Annotated in this window: 21 protein-coding genes; 17 read left to right on the forward strand and 4 right to left on the reverse strand. The window is 60.1% G+C overall.

Going from position 1 to position 24902, the window contains the following annotated elements; genetic code table 11:
* Positions 1 to 42: 42 nt before the first annotated feature.
* Positions 43 to 1368, reverse strand: coding sequence for a hypothetical protein (locus ACFC20_RS16105; RefSeq protein WP_375193894.1), 1326 nt, complete (start codon positions 1366 to 1368; stop codon positions 43 to 45).
* 181 nt (positions 1369 to 1549) lie between these two features.
* Between ACFC20_RS16105 and cysP the strand changes: the two genes are divergently transcribed.
* The 5 genes from cysP (at position 1550) to ACFC20_RS16130 (ending at position 6215) form a co-directional block, all read left to right on the forward strand.
* Positions 1550 to 2584, forward strand: coding sequence for a thiosulfate ABC transporter substrate-binding protein CysP (gene cysP / locus ACFC20_RS16110; protein WP_375193895.1), 1035 nt, complete (start codon positions 1550 to 1552; stop codon positions 2582 to 2584).
* An 18-nt stretch (positions 2585 to 2602) separates the two neighbouring features.
* The gene (gene cysT, locus ACFC20_RS16115; RefSeq protein ID WP_375193896.1) at positions 2603 to 3475 is read left to right on the forward strand and encodes a sulfate ABC transporter permease subunit CysT; all 873 of its coding nucleotides are present in this window, start codon (positions 2603 to 2605) and stop codon (positions 3473 to 3475) included.
* A 1-nt stretch (position 3476) separates the two neighbouring features.
* Positions 3477 to 4307: a sulfate ABC transporter permease subunit CysW gene (gene cysW / locus ACFC20_RS16120; protein ID WP_375193897.1), complete on the forward strand. Its 831-nt coding sequence runs from the start codon at positions 3477 to 3479 to the stop codon at positions 4305 to 4307.
* Between the two features lie 9 nt (positions 4308 to 4316).
* Entirely contained in the window at positions 4317 to 5408 is a 1092-nt protein-coding gene (locus ACFC20_RS16125) for a sulfate/molybdate ABC transporter ATP-binding protein (protein WP_375193898.1), read from the forward strand.
* An 81-nt stretch (positions 5409 to 5489) separates the two neighbouring features.
* On the forward strand, positions 5490 to 6215 hold the full coding sequence (locus ACFC20_RS16130) for a ZIP family metal transporter (RefSeq protein WP_375193899.1): 726 nt from the start codon (positions 5490 to 5492) through the stop codon (positions 6213 to 6215).
* 9 nt (positions 6216 to 6224) lie between these two features.
* On the opposite strand, the gene ftsH is transcribed toward ACFC20_RS16130, so the two are convergent.
* The 3 genes from ftsH to ggt are packed head-to-tail and all read right to left on the reverse strand — an operon-like array spanning position 6225 to position 10200.
* Entirely contained in the window at positions 6225 to 8138 is a 1914-nt protein-coding gene (ftsH, locus tag ACFC20_RS16135; RefSeq protein ID WP_375193900.1) for an ATP-dependent zinc metalloprotease FtsH, read from the reverse strand.
* The gene (locus ACFC20_RS16140) at positions 8135 to 8383 is read right to left on the reverse strand and encodes a thiamine-binding protein (protein ID WP_375193901.1); all 249 of its coding nucleotides are present in this window, start codon (positions 8381 to 8383) and stop codon (positions 8135 to 8137) included. Before ACFC20_RS16140 ends, ftsH begins: the two co-directional genes overlap by 4 nt.
* Before the next feature lie 53 nt (positions 8384 to 8436).
* Positions 8437 to 10200 carry a gamma-glutamyltransferase gene (ggt, locus tag ACFC20_RS16145; protein WP_375193902.1) on the reverse strand — a complete coding sequence of 588 codons (1764 nt, stop codon included), beginning with the start codon at positions 10198 to 10200 and terminating at the stop codon, positions 8437 to 8439.
* Between the two features lie 143 nt (positions 10201 to 10343).
* Here ggt and purU point away from each other — a divergent pair, with 143 nt between their 5' ends.
* From purU to pyrF, 12 genes are all read left to right on the forward strand, one after another.
* Complete coding sequence (gene purU, locus ACFC20_RS16150; protein WP_375193903.1) at positions 10344 to 11198, forward strand: formyltetrahydrofolate deformylase; 855 nt, start codon at positions 10344 to 10346, stop codon at positions 11196 to 11198.
* Positions 11199 to 11324: 126 nt separating this feature from the next.
* Positions 11325 to 13916: a DNA gyrase subunit A gene (gyrA, locus tag ACFC20_RS16155; protein WP_375193904.1), complete on the forward strand. Its 2592-nt coding sequence runs from the start codon at positions 11325 to 11327 to the stop codon at positions 13914 to 13916.
* A 47-nt stretch (positions 13917 to 13963) separates the two neighbouring features.
* Positions 13964 to 15046, forward strand: coding sequence for a 3-phosphoserine/phosphohydroxythreonine transaminase (gene serC / locus ACFC20_RS16160; RefSeq protein WP_375193905.1), 1083 nt, complete (start codon positions 13964 to 13966; stop codon positions 15044 to 15046).
* A gap of 2 nt (positions 15047 to 15048) precedes the next feature.
* Positions 15049 to 16146: a prephenate dehydratase gene (gene pheA, locus ACFC20_RS16165; protein WP_375193906.1), complete on the forward strand. Its 1098-nt coding sequence runs from the start codon at positions 15049 to 15051 to the stop codon at positions 16144 to 16146.
* 23 nt (positions 16147 to 16169) lie between these two features.
* Positions 16170 to 17294, forward strand: a complete 1125-nt coding sequence (gene hisC / locus ACFC20_RS16170) for a histidinol-phosphate transaminase (protein ID WP_375193907.1) — start codon at positions 16170 to 16172, stop codon at positions 17292 to 17294.
* 28 nt (positions 17295 to 17322) lie between these two features.
* The gene (locus ACFC20_RS16175; protein WP_375193908.1) at positions 17323 to 19551 is read left to right on the forward strand and encodes a bifunctional prephenate dehydrogenase/3-phosphoshikimate 1-carboxyvinyltransferase; all 2229 of its coding nucleotides are present in this window, start codon (positions 17323 to 17325) and stop codon (positions 19549 to 19551) included.
* Complete coding sequence (gene cmk / locus ACFC20_RS16180) at positions 19551 to 20231, forward strand: (d)CMP kinase (RefSeq protein ID WP_375193909.1); 681 nt, start codon at positions 19551 to 19553, stop codon at positions 20229 to 20231. The genes ACFC20_RS16175 and cmk overlap by 1 nt, the downstream gene beginning before the upstream one ends.
* 128 nt (positions 20232 to 20359) lie before the next feature.
* Complete coding sequence (rpsA, locus tag ACFC20_RS16185; RefSeq protein ID WP_375193910.1) at positions 20360 to 22054, forward strand: 30S ribosomal protein S1; 1695 nt, start codon at positions 20360 to 20362, stop codon at positions 22052 to 22054.
* A gap of 134 nt (positions 22055 to 22188) precedes the next feature.
* Complete coding sequence (locus ACFC20_RS16190; protein ID WP_008172061.1) at positions 22189 to 22485, forward strand: integration host factor subunit beta; 297 nt, start codon at positions 22189 to 22191, stop codon at positions 22483 to 22485.
* Positions 22486 to 22544: 59 nt separating this feature from the next.
* Entirely contained in the window at positions 22545 to 22847 is a 303-nt protein-coding gene (locus ACFC20_RS16195) for a LapA family protein (protein ID WP_091984573.1), read from the forward strand.
* Complete coding sequence (gene lapB / locus ACFC20_RS16200) at positions 22847 to 24016, forward strand: lipopolysaccharide assembly protein LapB (protein WP_375193911.1); 1170 nt, start codon at positions 22847 to 22849, stop codon at positions 24014 to 24016. The genes ACFC20_RS16195 and lapB overlap by 1 nt, the downstream gene beginning before the upstream one ends.
* 31 nt (positions 24017 to 24047) lie before the next feature.
* Positions 24048 to 24758, forward strand: a complete 711-nt coding sequence (gene pyrF / locus ACFC20_RS16205; protein WP_375193912.1) for an orotidine-5'-phosphate decarboxylase — start codon at positions 24048 to 24050, stop codon at positions 24756 to 24758.
* Positions 24759 to 24902: the final 144 nt, after the last annotated feature.

Below are 24902 nucleotides of genomic sequence, written 5' to 3' on the forward strand. Positions count from 1 at the left end.
CAGGATACGCCACCCCTTCAACCTGCTTCCATACACCAGAAATCACCATAACTCCTCTTCCAGTGCCCGGGTGCGCTCGGATACCCGGTGTTCCAGGCTGGCATTCAGATCGTTCATCTGTTGGGTTTTCCGGGCCAGCCGGTAAAGCAGGTCCCGCAACACGGATGAAAGTACCCGAACTTCCTCATAGTCGTCGCGAAGCTGAATCAGGGTGGCGGGGTTGTTGAAGTCGATGCGGTTGGCTTCACGTGCCATCTGTAACAGGGGGCGTGTCGTGCGCCGGGCGGTGAAAACCGCAAAGGCAATCAGCATCAGGGCCAGCAGTGCGCCGCCGTAGATCAGCGTGTTGCGCAGTGCCTGCGCGGGCTGAAAGGCTTCGGTGGCGGGTTTTCGTACAAGGACCAGCCAGTTGAAGGTGGCGTACTCCTCACGGTCGCGCAGACGGCTGTATCCCACGAGGTAGGGCTCGGTGCCGTCTTCACCCGCCATGGTCATGGGCAGGGTGACGTATCCGGGAATGTCGGAGTTGGCTGCCTGCAGGATTTGCTCATTCAGTTTTTGCCCGACGCTTCCCTCGGGGCCGATCATCACCACTCCGTTCTTGTCGGCCAGTATCAGCTCTGCCTGCAGACGGTCCTGCAGGGGAGAGAGCAGGGATTGCCCGATACTGGCGACCCAGTCCAGGTAAAGATGGGCGCCCAGTACGCCGTTGAAGTTCCCATTGGCGTCCTGGAGCGGCACGGCCACATCCACAAAGCGCAGGGGCGCGCCGGACTCGTTGTTGAGCTTTTCCTCGAGCAACAATGCCTCGTGCACGTCACCTAGATAGGGGCCGTCACGGGCTTCCTGGAACCAGGGGCGGTGACTGACATCCATGCCTTTCAGGAGATTGCCGGTACTCGCCAGAACCTCGCCCTCTGGGGACGTAAGGCCTATCCAGGCGTAACTCGAGAAGTTTGCCGCGAGTGCATTGAGAAGAACCGTGATATCGCCGGTTTGCCGTTTCAGGAGTTGCTGGTTTGATAACGCCGCCGCTACGGCCAGGTCGCTGTAACGCTCGTGAAGATCCAGCTCGATTTTATCCCGGAGCTGAACGGATACTTCCTGCAGGTTCTGTCCGGTGGATTTGCGCAAAGCGTTCATCGCCAGATCGCTGGTCAGCCAGGTGCCAACGGCCGTGGCAGCCAGGATCAGGAGGCCGAAAGACAGTACTAGTCGAACTTTGAGCGTGTTCAGGGTTCTGATAGCTGATGTCCGTCTGCTGTTAATGGAACGATCCCTTGGTGCCTGAAAATGCCCGCTTTCCCTCGCTGTTGTTTTATAAGTGTAGCTGGAAGGCGCAAGTTGCTCCTGTGATGGGCTTGTCATGCTGTTCCTTTGTGCAGGCGCTCCGCAGTTATAACCAAAAGTTTCCAAGGCAGTCTTAAATCATCTAGTGCGGGCATTGTTCTTACTATTCTCGTACCTTATCTTTGCGTTCTAACCAAGCACGACCCTTATTCTCTAAGTGCATATCAAGATTCTTTGTCAACAGGGAGCTATGCCCAGTATGCCAAATTCAAGTTTTTCCGGTTCCAAGGCGCGCAAGGGGCTCTGGTTCAGCGCGCTGGCGTTGGCGTTCTCGCTGTCGGGCCCGGCCACTGCCCAGGAGCGTGAGCTGCTTAATTCTTCCTACGACATCGCCCGTGAGTTGTTCGCGGAATACAACGTTCTGTTCCAGGAGTACTGGAAAGAGAAGACCGGTCAATCGGTCAACATCCAGCAGTCCCACGCTGGCTCTTCGAAGCAGGCGCGCGCCATTCTTCAAGGCCTGGACGCCGATGTGGTGACCTACAACCAGGTAACAGACGTCAACATCCTGGCCGAGCGTGGCAACCTGATTCCTGAGGACTGGGCGTCACGCCTGCCCAACAACAGTTCACCGTACTATTCCACCATGGCGTTCCTGGTGCGTGAGGGTAACCCCAAGAACATCCAGAACTGGGACGACCTGGTGCGCGAAGACGTTGAGCTCATCATGCCGAACCCGAAGACGTCCGGTAACGGCCGTTACACCTATCTGGCCGCTCTGGGCTATGCCCAGGACCGGTTTGGCGACGATCAGGAAAAAATTGACGCCTTCCTGAGTGATCTGCTGGGCCAGGTTAAGGTATTCGACTCCGGCGGCCGTGGCGCCACCACCACCTTTGTTGAGCGTGGCCTGGGTGACGTACTGCTGACGTTCGAGTCTGAGGTGAACAACATTCCGGAACTGAACCCGGACAAGAATTTCCAGGTGGTGGTTCCGAAGGTAAGCTTCCTTGCCGAGTTCCCGGTTACCTGGATTGACAAAAACATCGAAAAGAAGGGCACTGAAGACGTTGCGCAGGCCTATCTCAAGCACCTGTACTCTGAAGAGGCGCAGCGCTTGCTGGCCAGCTTCAACTATCGGGTTCACAACGAGACGGTGAAGAAGGAAGTGGCCGAGAAGTTCCCAGAGCTTAAGCTGATGCCGATCCAGGACATTGCAGGCAGCTGGGAGAACGCGATGGAAACCCACTTTGCCAGCGGTGGAAAACTGGACCAGTTGCAACGTCGCCGCTAAGGGATGCGCAACTGATCCATGGCTACCACTGACACTGCAGAGCGCCCGGCGAAAAAGCTGAGCGCTTCTGCCACCAAGCGCGTGCTGCCGGGGTTCGGACTGAGCCTCGGCATTTCGCTTTTCTTTATCAGTCTGGTTCTTTTGCTCCCCATCAGCGGCCTGTTTATTCGGGCAGCGGGCATGGGCTGGGAAGAATTCTGGTTCGTCATCACCGATCCCCGGGTGGTCGCCTCGTATAAGGTTACGGCCCTGGCAGCGCTGGCGGCATCGCTGTTCAACTGTGTGTTCGGTCTGCTGCTGGCCTGGGTGCTGGTGCGGTACGAGTTTCCCGGTAAACGCCTGCTCGACGCCATCATGGACCTGCCGTTTGCATTGCCAACGGCGGTTGCGGGCATCACTCTGGCAACCCTGTTCGCCGAAAGCGGCTGGTATGGCCAGTACCTGGCCGAACTGGGTGTTGAGGTAGCCTTCACGCCTGTGGGGATTGTGGTGGCCATGGCCTTTACCAGTGTTCCGTTTGTTGTGCGCACCGTTCAGCCGGTGCTCGAGGAGCTGGCGCCGGAAGACGAAGAGGCGGCCATGAGCCTCGGTGCCTCGGATCTGACGGTGTTCCGGAAAATCCTGTTTCCCATGCTCTGGCCCGCGGTTGTCACCGGTGGCGCCCTGTCGTTTGCCCGCAGCCTGGGCGAATACGGGGCCGTTATCTTTATTGCCGGTAATTCCCCGTACGTCAGTGAAGTGATCAGCCTGATGATTTTTGTGCGCCTTGAGGAATACGATTTCCCGGCGGCCAGTGCCATTGCAGCTGTGGTGATGACGGTGTCGCTGTTGTTGCTGCTGGCGATCAATGTCTGGCAGGGGCGTTATCTCAAGCGCCTGCACGGAGGCTGATATGGCAACTCGCAAACATCGCCGTGTGGGCGATACACCGCTGGTGCGCCGCACCCTGATTGGCCTGGCAGTTGGCATGACCGTGCTGCTTCTGTTCATGCCCCTGGTGCTGATTTTTGTGCAGGCCTTCGCAGACGGGTGGGGCGGCTATATCAGCAACATCCTGAGCGAGTACACCCTGCATGCGATCGGCCTGACCCTTCTGGTGGCCCTGCTGACGGTGCCACTGAACCTGGTGTTCGGGGTTTTCCTGGCCTGGCTGGTTACCCGTTTCACGTTTCCCGGGCGAAAACTGCTGGCAACGCTGATTGATATTCCGTTCGCGGTATCGCCAGTCGTGGCCGGTCTGTTGTACCTGTTGCTCTATGGCAGCAACGGCTGGATCGGGCAGTGGCTGGGTGAGCACGATATCCAGCTGATGTTCTCCTGGCCGGGTATTGTGATGGTAACGGTGTTTGTCACCTGTCCGTTCGTCGCCCGGGAACTGATTCCGCTGATGCAGCAGCACGGTCGGGAAGAGGAGGAAGCCGGCGTGGTGCTTGGCGCCTCTGGCTGGCAGCTGTTCCGCCGGGTGACTTTGCCCAATATCCGCTGGGCACTCTTGTACGGCGTGATTCTCACCAACGCCCGGGCGGTGGGGGAATTTGGCGCGGTATCGGTGGTCTCCGGTAATATCCGCGGCGAAACCAATACCCTGCCGCTGCAGGTAGAGCTGCTGTATCAGGATTACAACATTGTCGGGGCCTTTGCCGCATCGTCCCTGCTGGCGGGCATTGCGCTGCTTACGCTTGTCGTGAAGGCCATCATTGAGTGGCGTCAGAGTCGTAATTAAGGGTTCTCCATGAGTATCGAGATACAGGGTATCAACAAGTTTTTCGACAAGTTCCAGGCCCTGCATGACATCAACCTGACCATCCCGGATGGTCAGCTGACGGCACTGCTGGGGCCGTCCGGTTCCGGCAAGACCACGCTGCTGCGTATCATTGCCGGCCTTGAGACGCCGGAGCAGGGCAGCATCCGTTTCAGTGGCAAAGACGTGACCGACCTTCACGTGCGCGACCGTCGCGTCGGGTTTGTGTTTCAGCATTACGCTCTGTTCCGCCACATGACCGTGGCCCAGAACGTGGCTTTTGGCCTGGATGTGTTGCCCCGCAGTGAGCGCCCGTCCAAACCCGAGATCCGCAAGCGGGTACAGGAACTGCTGGAGATGGTGCAGCTGGAGCACCTGGCCAACCGGTATCCGGCGCAGCTCTCCGGCGGCCAGAAGCAGCGCATTGCCCTGGCCCGCGCCATGGCCATGAAACCGGAGATTCTGCTGCTGGACGAGCCGTTCGGCGCCCTGGATGCCAAAGTGCGTAAGGACCTGCGCCGCTGGCTGCGGAGCCTGCACGATGAGCTTCACTTCACCAGCGTGTTTGTAACCCACGACCAGGAAGAGGCCCTGGAGCTCTCCGACCAGGTGGTGGTAATGAGCAACGGCCGGATTGAGCAGGTGGATACGCCCCTGGAGCTCTACGGCCGGCCAGACAGCCGGTTTGTCTTCGAATTTCTCGGCCAGGTAAACGTGCTCTCGGGCCGGATACAGGATGGCGTGATGCGCCAGGGTGAGGCCTGGATCCGCCTGCCCCGGAGCTGTGAGAACGACGATGGCCAGCTTTACCTCCGCCCCCACGAGGTGCGTCTTTCCCAGCACGCCAGCGACAGCGCCCATCTGCCGTTCCGGATCGAGGCCATCAACCTGATTGGAGCCGAGGTGCGCATTGAGCTCAAGCCCGACGGCTGGGAGAGCGAGGAGATCTGGGAAGTGGGCATCAGCCACACTGAATTCAACAGCCGCCAGCCCCAGCGTGGCGACCGTTGTTTTGCGATTCCCGATGTGGGGCACCTGTTCTGCGAACACGCAACGGAACCGAAGACGCTCGAGTGGCGCTAGTGTCCCTGAGGCGCTAGGCTTGCCAGAACCTGCTAGGCTCTGGGCTGAGCAAACGCCACGTTTCCGGAGCACGAACCTGCCATGCTGGAGCACGTCTTACACATCGTTGGCCTTACCGTACTGGCCGGTGCCTGTATTCCCCTTGGCGGGTTACTGGCCAGTTTCGAGAGGATACGCCCAGGATGGCTGGATCAGGAGTTCCGTCACTTTCTGATTGCCCTCGGCGGCGGCATTCTGCTGGGCGCTGTGGCGGTGGTGTTGATTCCCGAGGGGCAGGCCAGTATGGGCGACTCGCTCTGGGCCATTCCCACCATCATTCTCGGCGGCTTTGTATTCTTTGTGATCGAGCGGATACTGGGCCTCAAACGTCGGGAATCTCCCCAGTTGATGGGCGTGATGCTCGATTTCATTCCCGAGGCGACTGCGTTGGGAGGGCTTGCGGTGGTGAGCCCGGAAACCGCGGCACTGATGGCGGTGCTGATTGCGTTGCAGAACCTTCCGGAAGGCTTCAATGCCTATCGTGAAATTGTCTGCCTGCCCGGCTACACCTCCCGAAAGACGCTCATCTTCATGAGCTGCCTGGTGGTTACAGGGCCTCTTGCAGGCCTGCTGGGCTATTTCTTCCTGACCGGCCGCCCCTTTGCTCTGGGTGCAATCATGCTGTTTGCTTCCGGGGGCATCCTGTACCTGATTTTCCAGGACATTGCGCCGCAATCCCGGCTGGACAAACACTGGGGGCCGCCCCTGGGCGCCGTGGTTGGGTTTTGCCTTGCCCTGTTCAGTCACGACCTGGTGGGCCAGGTCTGAACAGGCCGTTCAGGCAATCTTCCTCGCGTCCTCTTTTTGCAGAATGTCGCCAATCTGCTCGGCCGACAGGGTCTCGTGTTCCAGTACCGCACGGGCCAGGGCTTCGAGCTGGCGGCGGTGCTCTTTGAGGAAGTCCAGGGTTGCTTTCTCCTGGGCCAGGAGCTGCGACTGGATTTCCGTATCCACCAGCTCGGCCATCTTTTCGCTGAATTCCCGGGGCAGGCCCATTTCCCGGCCCAGGAACACGTGCTCCTCGCCAATGTTGAGGCCGAGGGGGCCGATTTTCTCGCTCATGCCCCACTGTCCGATCATCTTCCGCACGAGGGCGGTGGCTTCCTTCAGGTCGTTCTGGGCACCGGTGCTGACCTCTCCGTAGACCAGCTTTTCCGCACAGCGACCGCCCAGCATCACCTTGATGCGGTCCCGCAGGTAGCTTTCGGTGTAGGTGTAGTGATCTTCACGGGGCGTCTGCTCGGTGACGCCCATGGCCATGCCGTGAGGGATAATGGTCACCCGGGTGAGGGGGTCGGCATTGGGCATGTAGTAGGCCATGATGGCGTGGCCGCACTCGTGGTAGGCCACGGCCTCGCGCTCGGTCGGCGAAAGCTGCATGTCTCGCTCCTCGCCAAGGATGATCCGGTCCCGGGCCAGCTCGAAGCAGTGGTTGTTCACCTCCTTGAGGTTTTCCCGGGCGGCGGTGAGCGCGGCTTCGTTCACCAGGTTTTTGAGGTCAGCCCCGGAGAAGCCGATGGTGCGTGCGGCGATCTGCTCCAGGTCCACGTCATTGGCCAGTGGTACCTTGCGTACATGCACTTGAAGGATGGCGGAGCGGGCGTTCTTGTGGGGGCGGTCCAGGGTGATCTTGCGGTCGAACCGGCCGGGGCGGAGCAGGGCGCTGTCGAGCACGTCGGGACGGTTGGTGGCTGCCAGCACGAGCACGTTCTCATGGGCCTCGAAGCCATCCATTTCCGTCAGGATCTGGTTCAGGGTCTGTTCCCGCTCATCGTGCCCGCCACCCAGGCCGGCACCCCGGGAGCGGCCAACGGCATCCAGTTCGTCAATAAAAATCAGTGCGGGCGCGTCTTTGCGGGCTTCCTCGAACATGTCCCGCACCCGGGCCGCACCCACACCCACAAACATCTCAATGAATTCCGAGGCGCTGATGCTGTAGAAGGGCACCTCGGCCTCACCGGCGATGGCTCGGGCCAGCAGGGTTTTACCGGTGCCGGGCGGACCGACCAGCAGCACGCCTTTGGGCATGACAGCACCGAGCGCGCGGTATTTCTCCGGGGCTTTCAGGAAGTCGATAATCTCACCGATTTCCCGTTTCGCCGACTCAATGCCGGCAACGTCGTCCAGGGTGGTATTGGAAGTCTCCCGGCGGGCCCGTCGGGCTTTGGAGCGTCCGAAGTTGAACGGGCCGCCGCCCTGGGTCATGCGCTTCTGTGCAGCGCCCCAGAACCAGAACATAAGGGCCAGGAACAGGAGCCAGGGCAGAAAGCTGCGGATCATTTCCTGCCACCACGGCAGGCTGGACGGTGCCGCTCGAATGGTGATCTGATGGTCTTCCAGAAGGCCGAGCAAGGCCGGATCTTCCATGGGTGGGCGAATGGTCCGAAATCCGCGGCTGCTGCCAGTGGGCGGGCTGTCTGTGCTGAATGTGGCGGCGCCACTGTCAGTGAACAGGCCGGTGATGGCTTCCTGTCTGAGGGTTACCTCCGCCACCTGGCCGTTGGTCACCGCTGTCTTGAACTCCGAGTAGGCCAGTTCGTGGAGCCGGGGCTGGTTGCCATCCTGCAGCCATAGCACCACCAGGAATATGGCAGCGCTGAGCCACAGGAAGGAATACTGGTTCGGCACCACCGGTTGCCGGTTGTCGTCCGGGGTTCGCCTGGAATTGCCCGGACCTTCGGGTGTTGTCATCTGGGTCTCCGATCGCCCTCCATGATCTTCGCCACAAAGACCGACTTGCCGTAGGTTTCAAAGGACCACTTCATGGTGTCCGAGAGTACAGACATCACCTCGTCGTAGTCGCCGAAGATTTCCGTGCTCATTCGGCCCGGGTAAACCTCCAGGCCGGTCTGTTCAAGCCTGGCAATCAGGTTACGAATGGGCTCTTTGTACTCTTCGTTGAGCGGATACCAGCTCAGTTGTACAGAAAGATACATGCTGCCTCCTTTCAGGGATGTGACCCTGGTCAATTGCCGGTCTCAATCGTGTTTCAGTAACCCATGGCGGAGGAGGTGCTTCTCCTTGGATCTGCCCCGCCGTGCAGGGTTCCGTCCTCCTCCCTGAGGATGCTCTGGATGGCGCCCATGGCCGATCCACCGACCACCGCGTGGCCCCGTTCTTCCAGAATGCGGACGGTGTCAGGGCTGATGCCCTGCTCGATACGGATTTCGTCCGGCAGCCACTGGTGATGAATGCGGGGCACGCTGACGGCGGTCTGTATGTTCATTCCATGATCAATCACATTGAGGATCACCTGCAAGGTTGTGGTGATGATTCGTGAGCCGCCCGGGCTGCCGGTCACCAGCCAGTTCTGACCGTTTTTCCGGACAATGGTGGGCGACATGGAGCTGAGCATGCGCTTGCCCGGCGCCACCTTGTTCGCTTCGCCGCCAATCAGTCCGTACGCGTTGGGCACGCCCGGCTTGGCACTGAAATCGTCCATCTCGTTATTGAGCAGGAAGCCGGCGCCTTCCACGGTAATGCCGGAGCCGTAACTGAAGTTGATGGTGTAGGTGTTGGAGACCGCGTTGCCCCATTTGTCCACCACCGAGAAGTGGGTGGTTTCCGGGCTTTCCCAGGGCGTTGGGTCACCGGGGCCGATCTCGCTGGCCGGTGTCGCCCGCTGCGGGTCGATACCCTTGCGCAGCGACTCGGCATACGCCTTGCTGGTCAGGCCCCGCAGCGGCACCTCCACATAATCGGTGTCGCCCAGGTACTTGGAGCGATCGGCGTAGGCCAGTTTCATGGCCTCGGCCATGTGGTGGATGGCATCGGCAGAATTGTGCCCGAATTCGGCCATGGGGTAGCCTTCCAGGATGTTCAGGATCTGCACAATGTGAGTGCCGCCGGAGGAGGGCGGCGACATCGAGTAGATGTCGTAGCCCCGGTAGGTGCCTCGGACCGGCTGGCGCACTTCCGGCTGGTAGTTTTTCAGGTCTTCGAGCGTAATCAGGCCACCGTGGCGTTCCATCTCCGCGGCAATCAGCCGGGCGGTTTCGCCCTCGTAGAAGCCTTTCACGCCCTGGTCGGAGATCCGTTGGAGGGTGGCGGCCAGCTCCGGCTGGCGGAAGCGTTCGCCGGGTTGCCAGGCGCTGCCATCCGGTTTGTAGAAGGTGTTGAGCGTGGCGGGCCAGCGCTCAAGGCGCTCCCGTGCTTCTTCCAGCCCCTCGGTGAAGCGTCTTGGCACGATAAAGCCTTCTTGCGCCAGCTTGATGGCCGGTGACAGCGCCTGTGGCAGGGAAATGGTCCCATGGCGCTCCAGGGCCAACGCCAACCCGGCGACGGTGCCGGGCACGCCCGCTGCCAGGTGGGTGAACCGGCTGCGGTTGGGTACCACGTTGCCGGCATCGTCCTGGAACATGGTTTCTGTGGCGGCCGCCGGTGCTTTCTCCCGGTAGTCGATGGCCTCGGGATCGGAGCCGTCGCCCGGAGAGACCAGCATGAAACCACCGCCGCCGATATTGCCCGAGCGGGGTTGGGTAACGGCCAGGGCAAAGCCGGCGGTTACCGCGGCGTCCACAGCATTACCGCCTTTCTTCAAGACTTCCAGCGCCACTTCGGTTGCCAGGGTATGGCTGGTCGCCACCATGCCCTGGCTGGCGGTGACCGGGTGGAAGCGTTCGCCCTCGAGAATTGCCTGGCCGAGCGCCTGGCCCGAACCGATCAGAAGCACCATTGCCGCGATCCTCGCGAGGCGGCCTGAGCGTACCCTGGCAGGGTTTCCGTTTGCACGTTGGTAGAGGCCTCTGTCCATATCTCCATTCCTCGTTTCTGGCGTTCAGATAGGCTATGATAGCCGGTCATTTTCATAGGTGCGTACCGTTAACCTGCCGGCGCCGCTGGCGGTGATTCCCTGACACACCTGCTTTCCCGTATTTCAGTTAAGGAAAGGCTTCCATGGAGCATACCTATCGTCTTGTGATTTCCTGCCCGGACCGGGTCGGGATTGTCGCCAAGGTGAGTAATTTCCTGTCCACCTACAACGGCTGGATTACCGAGGCGAGCCACCACTCGGATACGCAGACCGGGTGGTTCTTCATGCGGCACGAGATCAAGGCCAGCTCGATTCCCTTTGGCCTGGACCAGTTCCGCGCGGCCTTCGAGCCCATTGCCCGCGAGTTCAACATGAACTGGCACATCGCCGATTCCGCTCGCCCGAAGAAAGTCATTCTCATGTGCAGCAAGGAATCCCACTGCGTGGCAGACTTGCTGCACCGTTGGCACAGCAAGGAGATCAATGCCGAGATTGTGGCGGTCATCTCCAACCACGACGACCTGCGGCGAATGGTGGAATGGCACGAGATTCCCTATCACCACGTGCCGGTGAGCAAGGAAAACAAGGCCGAGGCCTTTGCCCACATCGACGAGCTGTTCCAGAAGTACGAGGCCGACGTGGTGGTGCTGGCCCGCTACATGCAGATCCTGCCGGGCGAGCTGTGCGAGAAGTACGCTGGCAAGGTGATCAACATTCACCACAGCTTCCTGCCCTCGTTCGCAGGTGCCCGCCCGTATCACCAGGCCTACAGCCGTGGCGTGAAACTGATCGGTGCCACCTGCCACTATGTCACCCAGGATCTCGACGAAGGCCCGATCATCGAGCAGGACGTGATCCGCATTACCCACAGCGACTCCATCGAAGACATGGTTCGCCTTGGCAAGGACGTTGAAAAGAACGTGCTGGCCCGGGGGCTGCGCTCGCACATCGAAGACCGGGTAATCACCTTCGAAAACAAGACAGTGGTGTTTGATTAAGGCTGCCTCACAGTTGCCCCGGACAGGGCGCGACTGTGGTAGACTTGGCGGCTTGTTGAAGAATAACTATGGGGCCGGGGCACGGCCCTGATACGACTTCCAGATAACGCAAAGGAACCTTTCTCGATGGGTGAGTTAGCCAAAGAGATCCTGCCGGTCAATATTGAAGACGAGTTGAAGCAGTCCTACCTTGATTACGCCATGAGCGTCATCGTCGGGCGGGCCCTCCCGGATGTGCGGGACGGTCTCAAGCCGGTTCACCGTCGTGTTCTGTTCGCCATGTCCGAACTGAACAACGACTGGAACAAGCCCTACAAGAAATCCGCCCGTGTGGTGGGTGACGTTATCGGTAAATACCATCCCCACGGCGACTCGGCAGTCTACGACACCATCGTTCGTATGGCTCAGCCTTTCTCCCTGCGTTATCCGCTGGTGGACGGCCAGGGCAACTTCGGTTCCATCGACGGCGACAACGCCGCGGCCATGCGTTACACCGAGATCCGCATGGAGAAGATTGCCCACTCCCTGCTGGCGGATCTGGACAAGGAAACCGTTGACTTCGTCGATAACTACGACGGCACCGAGCGCATTCCGGACGTGCTGCCCACCCGGGTACCGAACCTGCTGGTCAACGGCTCTTCAGGTATTGCCGTGGGTATGGCCACCAACATTCCTCCCCACAACCTCAAGGAAGTGGTGAGCGGCTGCCTGGCGCTGATCGATAACCCGGATCTTACCGTGGATGAGCTGATGGAGTTCATCCCGGGCCCGGATTTCCCGACCCAAGGCATTATCAATGGCCGTGCCGGTATCGTTGAGGCTTATCGGACTGGTCGTGGCCGTATCTACATCCGTGCCCGCCATGAGATCGAGCACGATAACAAAACCAACCGCGACGCCATCATCATCACCGAGCTGCCGTACCAGCTCAACAAGGCTCGCCTGATCGAGAAGATCGCCGAGCTGGTGAAGGAAAAACGCGTTGAAGGCATTTCCGAGCTGCGGGACGAGTCCAACAAGGAAGGTATCCGGGTGGTGATCGAGCTGCGCCGCGGTGAGAACCCGGACGTGGTGGTCAACAACCTGTTTGCCCACACCCAGCTGGAGACCGTATTCGGGATCAACATGGTTGGCCTGATCAACGGCGAGCCCAAGACCCTGAACCTCAAAGAGCTGCTGGATGCGTTCATCCGCCATCGCCGGGAAGTGGTCACCCGCCGCACGATCTACGAATTGCGCAAGGCGCGCGAGCGCGGCCACATTCTGGAAGGCCTGACAGTTGCCCTAGCCAACATTGATGAAGTGATCGAGCTGATCAAGGCATCGCCTTCGGCGGCCGAGGCCAAGGAAAAGCTGGTCGATAAGGGCTGGTCACCGGGTGATGTGCTGGCCATGCTCGAGCGTGCCGGCCAGGATGCCTGCCGTCCGGACGACCTGCCGGAAATCTACGGTCTGCGCGACGGCCTCTACCACCTGTCGCCGGAGCAGGCCCAGGCGATCCTGGATCTGCGTCTGCACCGCCTCACCGGTCTTGAAACCGAGAAGCTGCAGAACGAATACAAGGAAATCCTGGAGAAGATCGCCGATCTGCTGGATATCCTGGGCGATCCGGAGCGCCTGCTCCAGGTCATCCGTGAAGAGCTGGAAGCCATTGTCTCCGAGTTTGGCGACGAGCGACGTACCGAGATCACCAGCTCCCGTCGTGATCTGACCATCGCCGACCTGATCGACGAAGAAGACCTGGTGGTGACCATTTCCCACAGTGGTTACGCCAAGACCCAGGCGGTTGAGGATTACCAGGCCCAGCGCCGGGGCGGTCGCGGCAAGGCCGCCACCTCCATGAAGGATGAAGACTTCGTTGAGAAGCTGCTGGTGGCCAACTCCCACGACACCATCCTGTGCTTCTCCAACCGCGGCAAGGTCTACTGGCTGCGGGTGTTCGAGATTCCGCGCGCCAGCCGGGCATCCCGTGGCCGGCCCATGGTCAACATCCTGCCTCTGGAAGAAGGTGAGCGTATCACCACCTTCCTGCCGGTTCGCGATTATCCGGAAGACCAGTTCGTACTGATGGCCACGTCCGCCGGTGTGGTCAAGAAAACCCCGCTGCCGAACTTCTCGCGTCCGCGTAGCAGTGGCCTGATCGCATTGTCCCTCGACGAGGGGGATACCCTGATCGGCGCCGCCATCACCCAGGGCGATGCCGAGGTGATGCTGTTCTCCAGCGCCGGCAAGGCGGTGCGTTTCAATGAGGAAGCGGTGCGCCCGATGAGCCGGACCGCTCGCGGTGTGCGCGGTATTCGAATGCCGGAAGGCCATCAGGTGGTGTCGCTGATCATCCCTCAGGAAGGTGGCGTGATTCTGACCGCCTCCGAGAACGGCTACGGCAAGCGCACGGCCATTGATGAGTTCCCGACCTACAGCCGGGGCAGCCAGGGTGTCATTGCCATGCAGTGTTCCGAGCGTAACGGTAACCTGGTTACTGCCCTGCAGCTGTTCGAGGGTGATGAAATGATGCTCATCTCCGACAAGGGCACGCTGGTGCGTACCCGTACCGATGAAGTGTCCGTTCTCAGCCGCAACACCCAGGGTGTTCGCCTGATCAAGCTCAGCCAGGAAGACGAGCGTCTGGTGGGCGTCGAGCGGATTGCCGAAACCGACGATGAAGACATCGACGGCGAGAACGACGGAGCGAACGAAGAAGGCGCCGGCGAAGAGTAAGCCGGCGCAACTGAGAGAGTCAGCGAGACTGGAGAGATCAACGGAAAATGAGCAGGGTGTATAACTTTTGTGCAGGTCCGGCCACCTTGCCGGAAAGCGTGCTTCGTCAGGCGCGGGATGAAATGCTCGACTGGCGCGGCACCGGCATGTCGGTGATGGAAATGAGCCATCGCAGCGACGAGTTTGTCCAGATTGCCGAAACTGCAGAGAAGGATCTGCGTGAGCTGGCTGGCGTATCAGACGATTACGCTGTGCTGTTTATGCAGGGCGGGGCGTCCAGTCAGTTTTCCACCATTCCCCTGAACCTCCTGGGCGACAAGGGCAGTGCCGACTACGTGAACACCGGCATCTGGTCGAAGAAGGCCATTGCCGAGGCCAGTCGCTACGGCAAGGTGAACGTGGTGGCCAGCTCCGAAGACAGTGGCTTCACCACCATTCCGGATCAGGCCAACTGGCAAACCAGCGCCGAGGCCGTCTACCTGCATTACACGCCCAACGAGACCATCGGTGGCCTGGAGTTCGACTTCGTGCCAGACAGCCCCGATGTGCCTCTGGTGGCGGATATGTCCTCCAATATGCTCTCCCGACCGGTGGATGTCTCGAAGTTCGGGTTGATCTACGCGGGCGCCCAGAAGAACATCGGCCCCTCTGGGTTGGTCGTGGTGATCATCCGCAAGGATCTGCTGGGCAAGGCCCGGAAGGAAACGCCCACCATGATGAACTATCAGGTGATTGCGGATAACGACTCCATGTACAACACGCCGGCCACCTACAGCTGGTACCTGGCGGGCCTCGTGTTCAAATGGCTGAAAGAGCAGGGCGGTGTTCAGGCGATGGGTGAGATCAACCTGCGCAAAGCCCGCAAGCTCTACAATTTCATTGATGCCAGCGATTTCTACGCCAATCCGATCGACCCCCGTTTTCGCTCCTGGATGAACGTGCCGTTTACTCTGGCGGACGATGCCCTCAACAGCGAGTTCCTGAAGGGCGCCAACGCCCGTGGTCTGCTGAACCTGGCGGGCCACCGCTCGGTCGGTGGTATGCGGGCAAGCATCTACAACGCCATGCCGGAAGCGGGTGTGGATGCGCTGATTGATTACATGACCGACTTTGCCAAGGAGCGTGGCTGATCATGAGTGATGAGCAGACCAGGCTCGCGGAACTGCGGGACGAAATCGACGGGATTGATCAGAAGATCATGGAGCTGATCAGCGCCCGGGCAACCTGCGCCCAGGAAGTGGCCAACGTGAAAATGGCCGCCAATCCGGGGCAGGACGTGTTCTTCTACCGCCCCGAGCGCGAAGCCCAGGTACTCCGGCGGATCAAGGAGCAGAATCCGGGGCCGTTGTCCGGTGAGGAAATGGCCCGGCTGTTCCGGGAAATCATGTCCGCCTGCCTGGCCTTGGAAAAGCCCATGCACATTGCCTTCCTGGGGCCGATCGGTACCTTTACCCAGGCGGCGGCCCTGAAGCATTTCGGGCATTCGGTTATCAGCGTCCCGCTGCCCGCCATCGACGCCGTGTTCCGGGAAGTGGAATCCGGGGCGGCCCATTACGGCGTGGTGCCGGTGGAGAACTCCACCGAGGGTATGATCAACCACACCCTCGATATGTTCATGTCCTCACCCCTGAAAATCTGTGGTGAGGTCCAGTTGCGGATTCATCACCATCTGCTGGTTTCGCCCAAGCATGCTGACCAGGAGATTACCCGTATCTACTCCCACCAGCAGTCGTTCGCCCAGTGCCGACAGTGGCTGGATACCCATCGCTACGGCGTCGAGCGGGTGACCGTGTCCAGCAATGCGGAGGCGGCCCGCCGCGCTGCCGCTGAGCCCGGCACGGCAGCGATTGCCGGTGACATGGCTGCTGAGCTCTATGGTCTGGACATGCTGGCCAGCAGCATCGAGGACCGCCCGGATAACACCACCCGTTTCCTGATCATCGGTCGTGAAGCGGTGCCGGCCAGCGGCCACGATAAATCGTCCATCCTGGTGTCCATGCGCAACAAGCCGGGGGCCCTGTACAAGCTGCTCGAGCCGTTCCACCGCCACGGCATCAGCCTGACGCGCATCGAAACCCGGCCGTCGCCCAGCGGCACCTGGGCCTACGTGTTCTACATCGATTTCGAGGGGCATGTGGAGGACGAACAGGTTCGCAAGGTGCTGGCGGAAGTGGATGAGGAAGCCGTTGAACTGAAACGCCTTGGGTCTTACCCGATTGGCGTGCTCTGAGCAAAGCAGGTCGAGGACGTATTATGGCCATTGATTACCAGAGCCTGGCTGTTCGCGGAGTCCAGGCCCTGTCGCCCTATCAGCCGGGCAAGCCGATTGAGGAACTGGCCCGGGAACTGGGCCTGAATCCCGCCGAGATCATCAAGCTCGCCAGCAACGAGAACCCGCTCGGACCCAGCGAAAAAGCGCTGTCCGCGGCGCAGGCTGCGCTTGCCGAGCTTTGCCTCTATCCCGATGGCAACGGTTTCAACCTGAGACAGGCCCTGTCGAACCGGCTGAACGTGGGCATGGACCAGATTACCCTGGGTAATGGCTCCAACGATGTGCTTGAGGTGATCACCCGTTGTTTTGCGGATGCCGACTCGGAAGTGGTTTTCTCCCAATATGCGTTCGCGGTTTATCCGCTGGTGACCCAGGCTATCGGTGCCATGGGCGTATCGGTGCCGGCGCGGGAGTGGGGACACGACCTGGATGCCATGGCCGCAGCGGTTACCGATCGTACCCGTCTGGTGTTTGTTGCCAACCCCAACAACCCGACCGGAACCGTACACAAGGCCGACGCCATTGAGGCCTTTCTTAAAAAGATTCCCGAGGACGTTCTGGTAGTGCTGGACGAGGCCTACTGCGAATATCTCACCGGTGAAGACTATCCGGATGGCGTTGAGCTGTTGTCCCGGTTCCCGAACCTGATCGTCTGTCGCACCTTCTCCAAAGCCTGGGGGCTGGCCGCGCTTCGTGTGGGTTACAGCATCAGCTCGCCGGCCATTGCCGACGTGCTCAATCGGGTGCGCCAGCCGTTTAACGTTGACACGGTGGCCCTGGCGGCCGCCACCGCGGTTCTGGGTGACGAAGCCTATCTGCAACGGTCCCGGGAGGTGAATACCGCCGGGTTGCGTCAGCTTGAGCAGGCGTTCGACGCCATGGGATTGAGCTACATACCCTCGGCTGGCAACTTTATCGCGGTGGAAGTGGGCGAGAATGCCATGGGCGTCTATCAGGCCCTGCTGGCTCACGGTGTTATTGTGCGCCCGATAGCCGGCTATGGCATGCCGCAGCATTTGCGGGTGTCCGTCGGGCTGCCCGAAGAGAATGAGCGCTTCATTGAGGCCCTGGCCAAGGCCCTGACAGCGTCAGGCCTGAGTGATTAAGGGTGAACGACAAGGGTAAGCATTTGATATGAGCGGGTCGGAACCACTCTTCCAGCGGGTTGCCGTGATTGGCCTCGGGCTGATTGGCGGCTCCCTGGCCAGCGCCATGCGCCGTAACCGGCTTGCGGATACGGTGGTTGGTTCCGACCAGCGTGAAGAGGATCTGCACCTGGGTCAGCAGCTTGGCGTTATCGACGAGGCCGCGCCAACGGTGGCCGATGCCGTTCGCGGCGCCGACCTGGTGGTTCTGGCCGTGCCGGTGCGGGCAACCCGGTCGGTGCTTGAACAGGTGCGCCCCGCGCTGGAGCCAGGGGCAGTGCTGACCGATGTAGGCAGCACCAAATCCAGTTTTGTGGCCGATGTAGAGGCGGTGTTTGGTTCCCAGGGGGCGCTGGTGATTCCCGGCCATCCCATTGCCGGGTCGGAGAAGAGCGGCATCCGGGCGGCCAACCCCGATCTTTTCGCCAACCACAAGGTGATTCTTACGCCGCCGGACAACGTCAGTGAATCTCACCTGCGGCGTTTGCAGGCTCTCTGGGAAGGCTGCGGGGCAACCGTGCTGACCATGTCGGTGGCCTATCACGACGAAGTGCTGGCAGCCACCAGCCATCTGCCTCACCTGATCGCGTTCTCGCTGGTGGATACCCTGGCCGGGGAAGACGAGAACATGGACATTTTCCGCTACGCTGCCGGCGGGTTCCGGGACTTTACCCGGATTGCTGCCAGTGATCCGGTGATGTGGCACGATATCTTTCTATCGAACCGCGACGCGGTTCTGCGGGTGATTGATCATTTTACCCACGACCTCGAGCAGCTGCGCACGGCCATCGCCAATCAGGACAGTGCCACGCTGCTGCGGGTTTTCAGTCGCGCCAAGGCGGCGCGTGAACATTTTTCCAAGATGCTCTCAGGACAGGCTTACGTGACAAACAACAGTGCTAAACAGGTCAGGTTCCGTCTTCAGCCCGGTGGCGCGATTACCGGTGATATCCGCGTGCCCGGCGACAAGTCCATGTCTCATCGCTCCATTATGCTCGGTGCGCTCGCTGATGGGGTGACCGAGGTAAAAGGGTTTCTGGAGGGTGAGGACAGCCTCGCTACGCTTCAGGCCTTCCGTGACATGGGCGTGACCATTGAAGGCCCGGATAACGGCTTCGTGCGGATTCACGGTGTCGGCATGCATGGGCTGCAGGCGCCGCGAGGGCCGCTGTATCTCGGCAACTCCGGCACTGCCATGCGTCTGTTTGCCGGCTTGCTGGCGGCGCAGCCGTTCGACTCGGAACTGACCGGCGATGCCAGCCTTTCGGGGCGTCCGATGGGGCGGGTGGCAGAGCCGCTGCGGGCCATGGGAGCAGTGATCGAAACCGCAGAGGGCGGCCGCCCGCCGCTGAAAATTCGCGGTGGCCAGGCGCTGACCGGTATCCATTACGAAATGCCCGTGGCCAGTGCCCAGGTGAAGTCCTGCCTGCTGCTTGCCGGCCTGTACGCCGAGGGCAGCACCTCGGTGACCGAGCCGGCACCAACGAGGGACCACACCGAACGCATGCTGGCCGGTTTTGGCTATCACGTGCATCGGGATGGCGCAACGGCGAGCGTCAGCGGCGGTGGCAAGATGACCGCCACCAACATTGATGTGCCGGCCGACATTTCCTCAGCCGCGTTCTTCCTGGTGGCCGCGAGTATCGCGCCCGGCTCCGACCTGGTGCTGCGTCACGTTGGTATGAACCCGACGCGGGTAGGGGTAATCAATATCCTGCGTCTGATGGGGGCCAATATCGAGGTGCTGGACGAACGCGAAATTGGCGGCGAGCCGGTGGCGGACCTGAGGGTACGTTCTGCCGAGCTCAAGGGCATCGACATCCCCGAGGACCAGGTGCCCCTGGCCATTGATGAATTTCCGGTGCTGTTTATCGCGGCCACCTGTGCTCGGGGTCGTACCGTGCTTCGTGGCGCCGAGGAGTTGCGGGTCAAGGAGAGTGATCGTATCCAGGTGATGGCCGATGGCCTTGCCGCCCTGGGCGTGGAAACCACCGTGACGCCGGATGGCATTGTCATCGATGGGGGGCAAACGATCGGTGGCGGCACTGTGAACAGTCACGGGGATCATCGGATTGCCATGTCGTTTGCGGTGGCCTCCTTGCGGGCGGCGGGCGATATCACGATCAACGATTGCGCCAATGTGGCAACCTCTTTCCCGGGTTTTGTGGAACTTGCCCGTGAAACCGGGATCAATATCAAAGCCGAGGGGAGTGAGTGATGGCCGACAGCCGCGCTCCGGTCATCACCGTCGACGGGCCGGGTGGGTCCGGGAAAGGCACGATTACCCAGATGCTCGCCCGCAGGCTGGGCTGGCATCTGCTCGACAGCGGCGCCCTGTATCGGCTTACCGCGCTTGCGGCTGTGCGTCAGGGCGTTGGTCTGGACGACGAGCCCGGCCTGGTGCAGGTTGCGGCGGGGCTGGACGTAGAGTTCGAGCCCACGCCGGCCGGTGAGCCAGTGAAGGTGATTCTGGCGGGGCAGGATGTGACCGCGGAAATCCGCACCGAGTCGGCCGGCGATAACGCGTCGAAAGTGGCGGTAATACAGCCGGTTCGGGATGCCCTGTTGCAGCGCCAGCGGGATTTTCGTAAGGCTCCCGGGCTGGTCGCCGACGGGCGCGATATGGGCACGGTGGTTTTCCCTGACGCGCCGGTGAAGATCTTCCTCACCGCTAGCGCCGAGGAGAGGGCCAGACGGCGCTACAGTCAGTTGAAGGACGCGGGTGTCGATGTTAATATTGACGCCCTTTTAGAGGAGATACGGGTGCGCGACGAGCGGGATATGAACCGGTCCGCCGCCCCTCTCAAGCCCGCGAATGATGCGCAAGTCATTGATTCTACGGGGTTGAGTATAGAAGAGGTGTTGGACAGGTGTATGGCCGCAGCAGGCCAGGCCTGACTACACCTTTTTGTTGTTGAAAGGCCGGATGTAGCGCAACTGCCAGCCACAGGCTGCCTCCGGAATCGTTAACAGACCGTGTTGCTGGTGGCACGGAGCACACTTGCGTTGATCATATAGGACTCATAATGAGCGAGAGCTTTGCAGATCTTTTTGAAGAAAGCCTGAAAGAAATTGACATGCAACCGGGTTCCATCGTCCAGGGAACCGTAGTTGACGTCGACAACGACTGGGTCACCGTTAACGCCGGACTGAAGTCCGAAGGCGTTATCCCCGCCTCCCAGTTCCTGAACGAAAAAGGCGAGTTGGAAGTAGCTGTCGGCGATGTTGTCGATGTGGCTCTCGATGCAGTTGAAGACGGTTTCGGTGAAACCCGTCTGTCCCGTGAAAAGGCCAAGCGCGCTGAAGCGTGGAAGGTTCTCGAGAAGTCCTTCGAAGCTGAAGAAGTGGTCAAGGGTATTATCAATGGCAAGGTCAAGGGTGGTTTCACCGTCGATCTGGCCGGTATCCGCGCCTTCCTGCCTGGCTCGCTGGTAGATGTTCGTCCGGTCCGCGATACTGCGCACCTGGAGAACAAGGAACTCGAATTCAAGGTTATCAAGCTGGACCAGAAGCGTAACAACGTGGTTGTTTCCCGCCGCGCCGTTCTGGAAGCTGAAAACAGTGCCGAGCGTGAAGCTCTGCTCGAGACCCTGACCGAAGGTCTGGAAATCAAGGGTATCGTCAAGAACCTGACCGACTACGGCGCGTTCGTGGATCTGGGTGGTGTTGACGGCCTGCTGCACATCACTGACATGGCCTGGAAGCGCATCAAGCATCCGAGCGAAATCGTCAACGTGGGCGACGAGATCAACGTCAAGGTCCTGAAGTTCGACCGTGAGCGCAACCGCGTATCTCTCGGCCTGAAGCAGCTGGGCGAAGATCCCTGGGTCGACATCAAGGGTCGTTACCCGGAAGGTTCCAAGGTCAAGGCCCGTGTTACCAACCTGACCGACTACGGCTGCTTTGCCGAGCTGGAAGAAGGTGTTGAAGGCCTGGTTCACGTATCCGAAATGGACTGGACCAACAAGAACATTCATCCGTCCAAGGTTGTCCAGGTGGGCGACGAAGTGGACGTGATGATTCTGGATATCGACGAAGAGCGTCGTCGTATCTCCCTGGGTATCAAGCAGTGTGTAGCCAACCCGTGGGAAGAGTTCTCCAGCAACTTTAACAAGGGCGACCGCATCTCCGGCAAGATCAAGTCCATCACTGACTTTGGTATCTTCATCGGTCTGGACGGTGGCATCGACGGTCTGGTTCACCTGTCTGACATCAGCTGGAACGAGACTGGCGAAGAAGCCGTTCGCGAGTACAAGAAGGGTGACGAGGTTGAGACCGTTATCCTGTCTGTTGATCCCGAGCGTGAGCGTATCTCCCTGGGTATCAAGCAGCTGGAAAGCGATCCGTTCGCCGAGTTCGTTCAGCTGAACGACAAGGGCTCCATCGTGAAGGGCACGGTGTCTTCCGTGGATGCCAAGGCAGCCACCATTGCCCTGAACGACGAAGTTGAAGCCGTTCTGAAAGCCTCCGAAATCAGCCGTGACCGTGTTGAAGACGCACGCAACGCGCTGAAAGAAGGCGAGGAAGTTGAAGCGAAAATCATCAGCATCGACCGCAAGAACCGCATTATCAACCTGTCTGTGAAGTCCAAAGACGTTGAGGACGACAAGCAGGCTCTGGAAAACGTGCGGAGCAAGGCGGCTGAAACCTCTTCTGGTGCGACCACCATCGGTGATCTCATCAAGGAGCAGATGCAGCAGCAAAACGCCAACAAGGAATAAGTTTCCGGTTGGTATGAAAAAAACGGGCTCTAAGAGCCCGTTTTTTTTGTGTTTTTTTCTGGTTTGGCTAAACTAGGTAGTCATGGGAACCCGGTAACCCACGGCCGAATAAAAATGAAAGAGGGAAACGCCTCATGACGAAGTCCGAACTGGTCGAGCTGATTGCCTCCAAGCAAACCCAGCTCTCTGTGAAAGATGTGGAACTGGCGGTAAAGACCATCATCGAGCACATGTCCCAATCCCTTGCTGATGGGCAGAGAATTGAGATTCGCGGGTTTGGCAGTTTTTCTCTTCATCACCGGGCGGCCCGCACCGGCCGTAATCCCAAGACAGGCGAAGCCGTTCAGTTGCCCGCCAAGTATGTGCCCCATTTCAAGCCCGGCAAGGAGCTGCGAGAGCAGGTTAACGACAGCTTGAAGAAAGGGTTTTAATCGCCGGCCGGGGAACAGGTACAATTCGGGCCAACTGGCCCTTCTGGAGCGCTATTGCTATGGCAGGATTGCAGAAGATTATCCTTATTCTGTTGGTGTTATTCCTGATTCTGCTGGCACTGGTGTTCTCGCTCAACAACCAAATGGCCGTTTCCCTCAATTTCCTTCTGTTTGAAACCCAGCCCCACGGCGTTGCGGTCTGGATTATCATGGCATTCGTGATAGGCGCTCTGGTTGGCGTTCTGATCACCACTCTGGCGACCGTGCGCACCTCGGTATCGCGTCGCGCACTGCAGAAACGACTTGATCGCGCCGAGCAGGCATTGGAAAAATCCAGGGCCCAGAACGACCGGACTCTTTAATGGACATGGTACTTCAGTGGCTGCTGCTGACAGTTGCGGTGGCAGTGGGCTGGCTGGTGGGCCGGCTTGGCAGCAGTGATAACCGCTCCGGAAAAACGATCTCCGATGAAGAATCCGTCAGGGATCGACTGCAGTTCCTCTTTACCAATTACTCTGACCAGGCTGTCGAAAACTTCGTACAGTCCCTCGCCGTCAACAAGGACACCGTCAGCCTTCACCTTTCCATTGGCAGCCATTTCCGCAACAAAGGCGAGACGGATCGTGCCATCCTGATTCATCAGAACCTTCTGGCCCGGCCAGAGCTGCCGCCGCGTTTTTCTCCGCAGGTTACACTGGAACTGGCCAGGGATTATCTCAATGCCGGCCTGTTGGATCGGGCAGAAGCATTGCTGCATCAGCTGATGGGCGACCGGGACTATGGCCGTCATTCGGCACAGCAACTGATCGACCTGTACCAGCAGGAGAAAGAGTGGGGCAAGGCCGCTGAGGTGGCCCGCACCCTGACCCGTGGTGACGCCGATCCGGCCATGTTCAAGGTGCTGGCTTACCTCACCTGCGAGCTTGCGGAGGAAGCCCTCAAGCATGACGATCGCTGGGCGGCCCAGAAACTGGCGAAAGAGGCCCTGGAGTACGACCGATCCTGTGTTCGCGCCACGCTGATTCTTATGAAGCTGCTGGTCCGTCAGGGCAGCTACCGGGAGGCCGGTGGTCACTGTTTCAAAGTGTTTGACCAGAACCCCGAGTTTGGCCCCGAAGCCATTGACCGGCTGATGAAACTTGAACGTGAGCACGGCGACATCGGCCGACTGGCGAGGAAACTGCGCAAGCTTTACGAGAGTTACCCGAGCACCAGTCTGCTGCTGGCCCTGGTAGAGTCGGTGGAGCGGGCTTCGGGCCGACCGGCGGCCATCGACCTTCTACGACAGGAACTGGAAACCCGGCCAAGCGTGCGAGGCCTGTTGCGCCTGGTGGAAATGGCCGGCTACGAGAAAGGCATGACCACCGACGAAGGCCGGTTGGTGAGCCGAATCGGCCACTTGATCCTGGCCAACCGCCCCGTGTACCGCTGCGTGAGCTGTGGCTTCTCAGGGCGCCAGCTCCACTGGCTGTGCCCGAGCTGCAAGCAGTGGGAAACGGTGCGCCCGATTCAGGGCGTTGAAGCCGAATAAACTTTTACCAAATCTCCGCAGGAACAACACCGTGCAAACCGCAAACGATCCCAGGATCATCGTCGCTCTCGATTTTCCCTCCCAGACGCCGGCCCTGGCGCTGGTTGACCAGCTGGACCCGGCCAAGTGCCGCCTGAAAGTCGGCAAGGAGCTGTTCACGCGCTCCGGGCCACAACTTGTGGAAAGTCTACAGAGGCGGGGCTTCGAGGTGTTTCTCGACCTGAAATTCCACGATATCCCCAACACCACCTCCGCGGCCGTCGCAGCCGCCGCTGACCTCGGAGTCTGGATGGTGAATGTTCACGCCTCTGGCGGCGAGAGGATGATGACCGCCTGCCGGGAGAAACTCGAAGCCTTCGGTTCCGACCGGCCACTGCTGATTGCCGTCACGGTGCTGACCAGCATGAACGCCGACGACCTGTCGGGTATCGGCATCACCGATTCTCCGGAAGCCCAGGTTTCCCGCCTGGCAACCCTCACCAGAAACTGCGGCCTCGACGGCGTGGTCTGCTCAGCGCAGGAAGCCCCCAAGCTCAAGGCAGAGCAGGGCGCTGACTTCAAGCTGATCACCCCCGGTATTCGACCCCTGACCGCCGACAAGGGCGACCAGCAGCGCATCATGACCCCCACGGATGCCCTCAAGGCCGGTTCCGACTACCTGGTGATCGGTCGCCCAATTACCCAGGCGCCGGATCCTCTGGCTGCCCTGGAGGCCATTCACTCTGAGGTGCTTGCCGTTTAACGTATTGCTGACTCTGGTCTTGGCCTTCGGGTTTGGGCGGCGGGGCGGCAGGCGGGTCTTTCCAAAACACGCTACAAGCACATCCGTGTGCGCTTGAATCGGGCCATCCATGGCCCTCTACAGTTTTGGAAAGACCCGCCTGCC

It is taken from the genome of Marinobacter sp. (assembly GCF_041984545.1).
GTDB lineage: Bacteria > Pseudomonadota > Gammaproteobacteria > Pseudomonadales > Oleiphilaceae > Marinobacter.

Coding starts and splice junctions, on each gene's coding strand:
- ACFC20_RS16130 (WP_375193899.1), top strand. CDS start 5,490: ATGCTGGAGCACGTCTTACACATCGTTGGCCTTACCGTACTGGCCGGT.
- serC (WP_375193905.1), top strand. CDS start 13,964: ATGAGCAGGGTGTATAACTTTTGTGCAGGTCCGGCCACCTTGCCGGAA.
- ftsH (WP_375193900.1), bottom strand. CDS start 8,138: ATGACAACACCCGAAGGTCCGGGCAATTCCAGGCGAACCCCGGACGAC.
- ggt (WP_375193902.1), bottom strand. CDS start 10,200: ATGGACAGAGGCCTCTACCAACGTGCAAACGGAAACCCTGCCAGGGTA.
- cmk (WP_375193909.1), top strand. CDS start 19,551: ATGGCCGACAGCCGCGCTCCGGTCATCACCGTCGACGGGCCGGGTGGG.
- ACFC20_RS16175 (WP_375193908.1), top strand. CDS start 17,323: ATGAGCGGGTCGGAACCACTCTTCCAGCGGGTTGCCGTGATTGGCCTC.
- cysT (WP_375193896.1), top strand. CDS start 2,603: ATGGCTACCACTGACACTGCAGAGCGCCCGGCGAAAAAGCTGAGCGCT.
- gyrA (WP_375193904.1), top strand. CDS start 11,325: ATGGGTGAGTTAGCCAAAGAGATCCTGCCGGTCAATATTGAAGACGAG.
- lapB (WP_375193911.1), top strand. CDS start 22,847: ATGGACATGGTACTTCAGTGGCTGCTGCTGACAGTTGCGGTGGCAGTG.
- ACFC20_RS16195 (WP_091984573.1), top strand. CDS start 22,545: ATGGCAGGATTGCAGAAGATTATCCTTATTCTGTTGGTGTTATTCCTG.
- rpsA (WP_375193910.1), top strand. CDS start 20,360: ATGAGCGAGAGCTTTGCAGATCTTTTTGAAGAAAGCCTGAAAGAAATT.
- cysW (WP_375193897.1), top strand. CDS start 3,477: ATGGCAACTCGCAAACATCGCCGTGTGGGCGATACACCGCTGGTGCGC.
- ACFC20_RS16105 (WP_375193894.1), bottom strand. CDS start 1,368: ATGACAAGCCCATCACAGGAGCAACTTGCGCCTTCCAGCTACACTTAT.
- cysP (WP_375193895.1), top strand. CDS start 1,550: ATGCCAAATTCAAGTTTTTCCGGTTCCAAGGCGCGCAAGGGGCTCTGG.
- ACFC20_RS16190 (WP_008172061.1), top strand. CDS start 22,189: ATGACGAAGTCCGAACTGGTCGAGCTGATTGCCTCCAAGCAAACCCAG.
- ACFC20_RS16125 (WP_375193898.1), top strand. CDS start 4,317: ATGAGTATCGAGATACAGGGTATCAACAAGTTTTTCGACAAGTTCCAG.
- hisC (WP_375193907.1), top strand. CDS start 16,170: ATGGCCATTGATTACCAGAGCCTGGCTGTTCGCGGAGTCCAGGCCCTG.
- pheA (WP_375193906.1), top strand. CDS start 15,049: ATGAGTGATGAGCAGACCAGGCTCGCGGAACTGCGGGACGAAATCGAC.
- purU (WP_375193903.1), top strand. CDS start 10,344: ATGGAGCATACCTATCGTCTTGTGATTTCCTGCCCGGACCGGGTCGGG.
- ACFC20_RS16140 (WP_375193901.1), bottom strand. CDS start 8,383: ATGTATCTTTCTGTACAACTGAGCTGGTATCCGCTCAACGAAGAGTAC.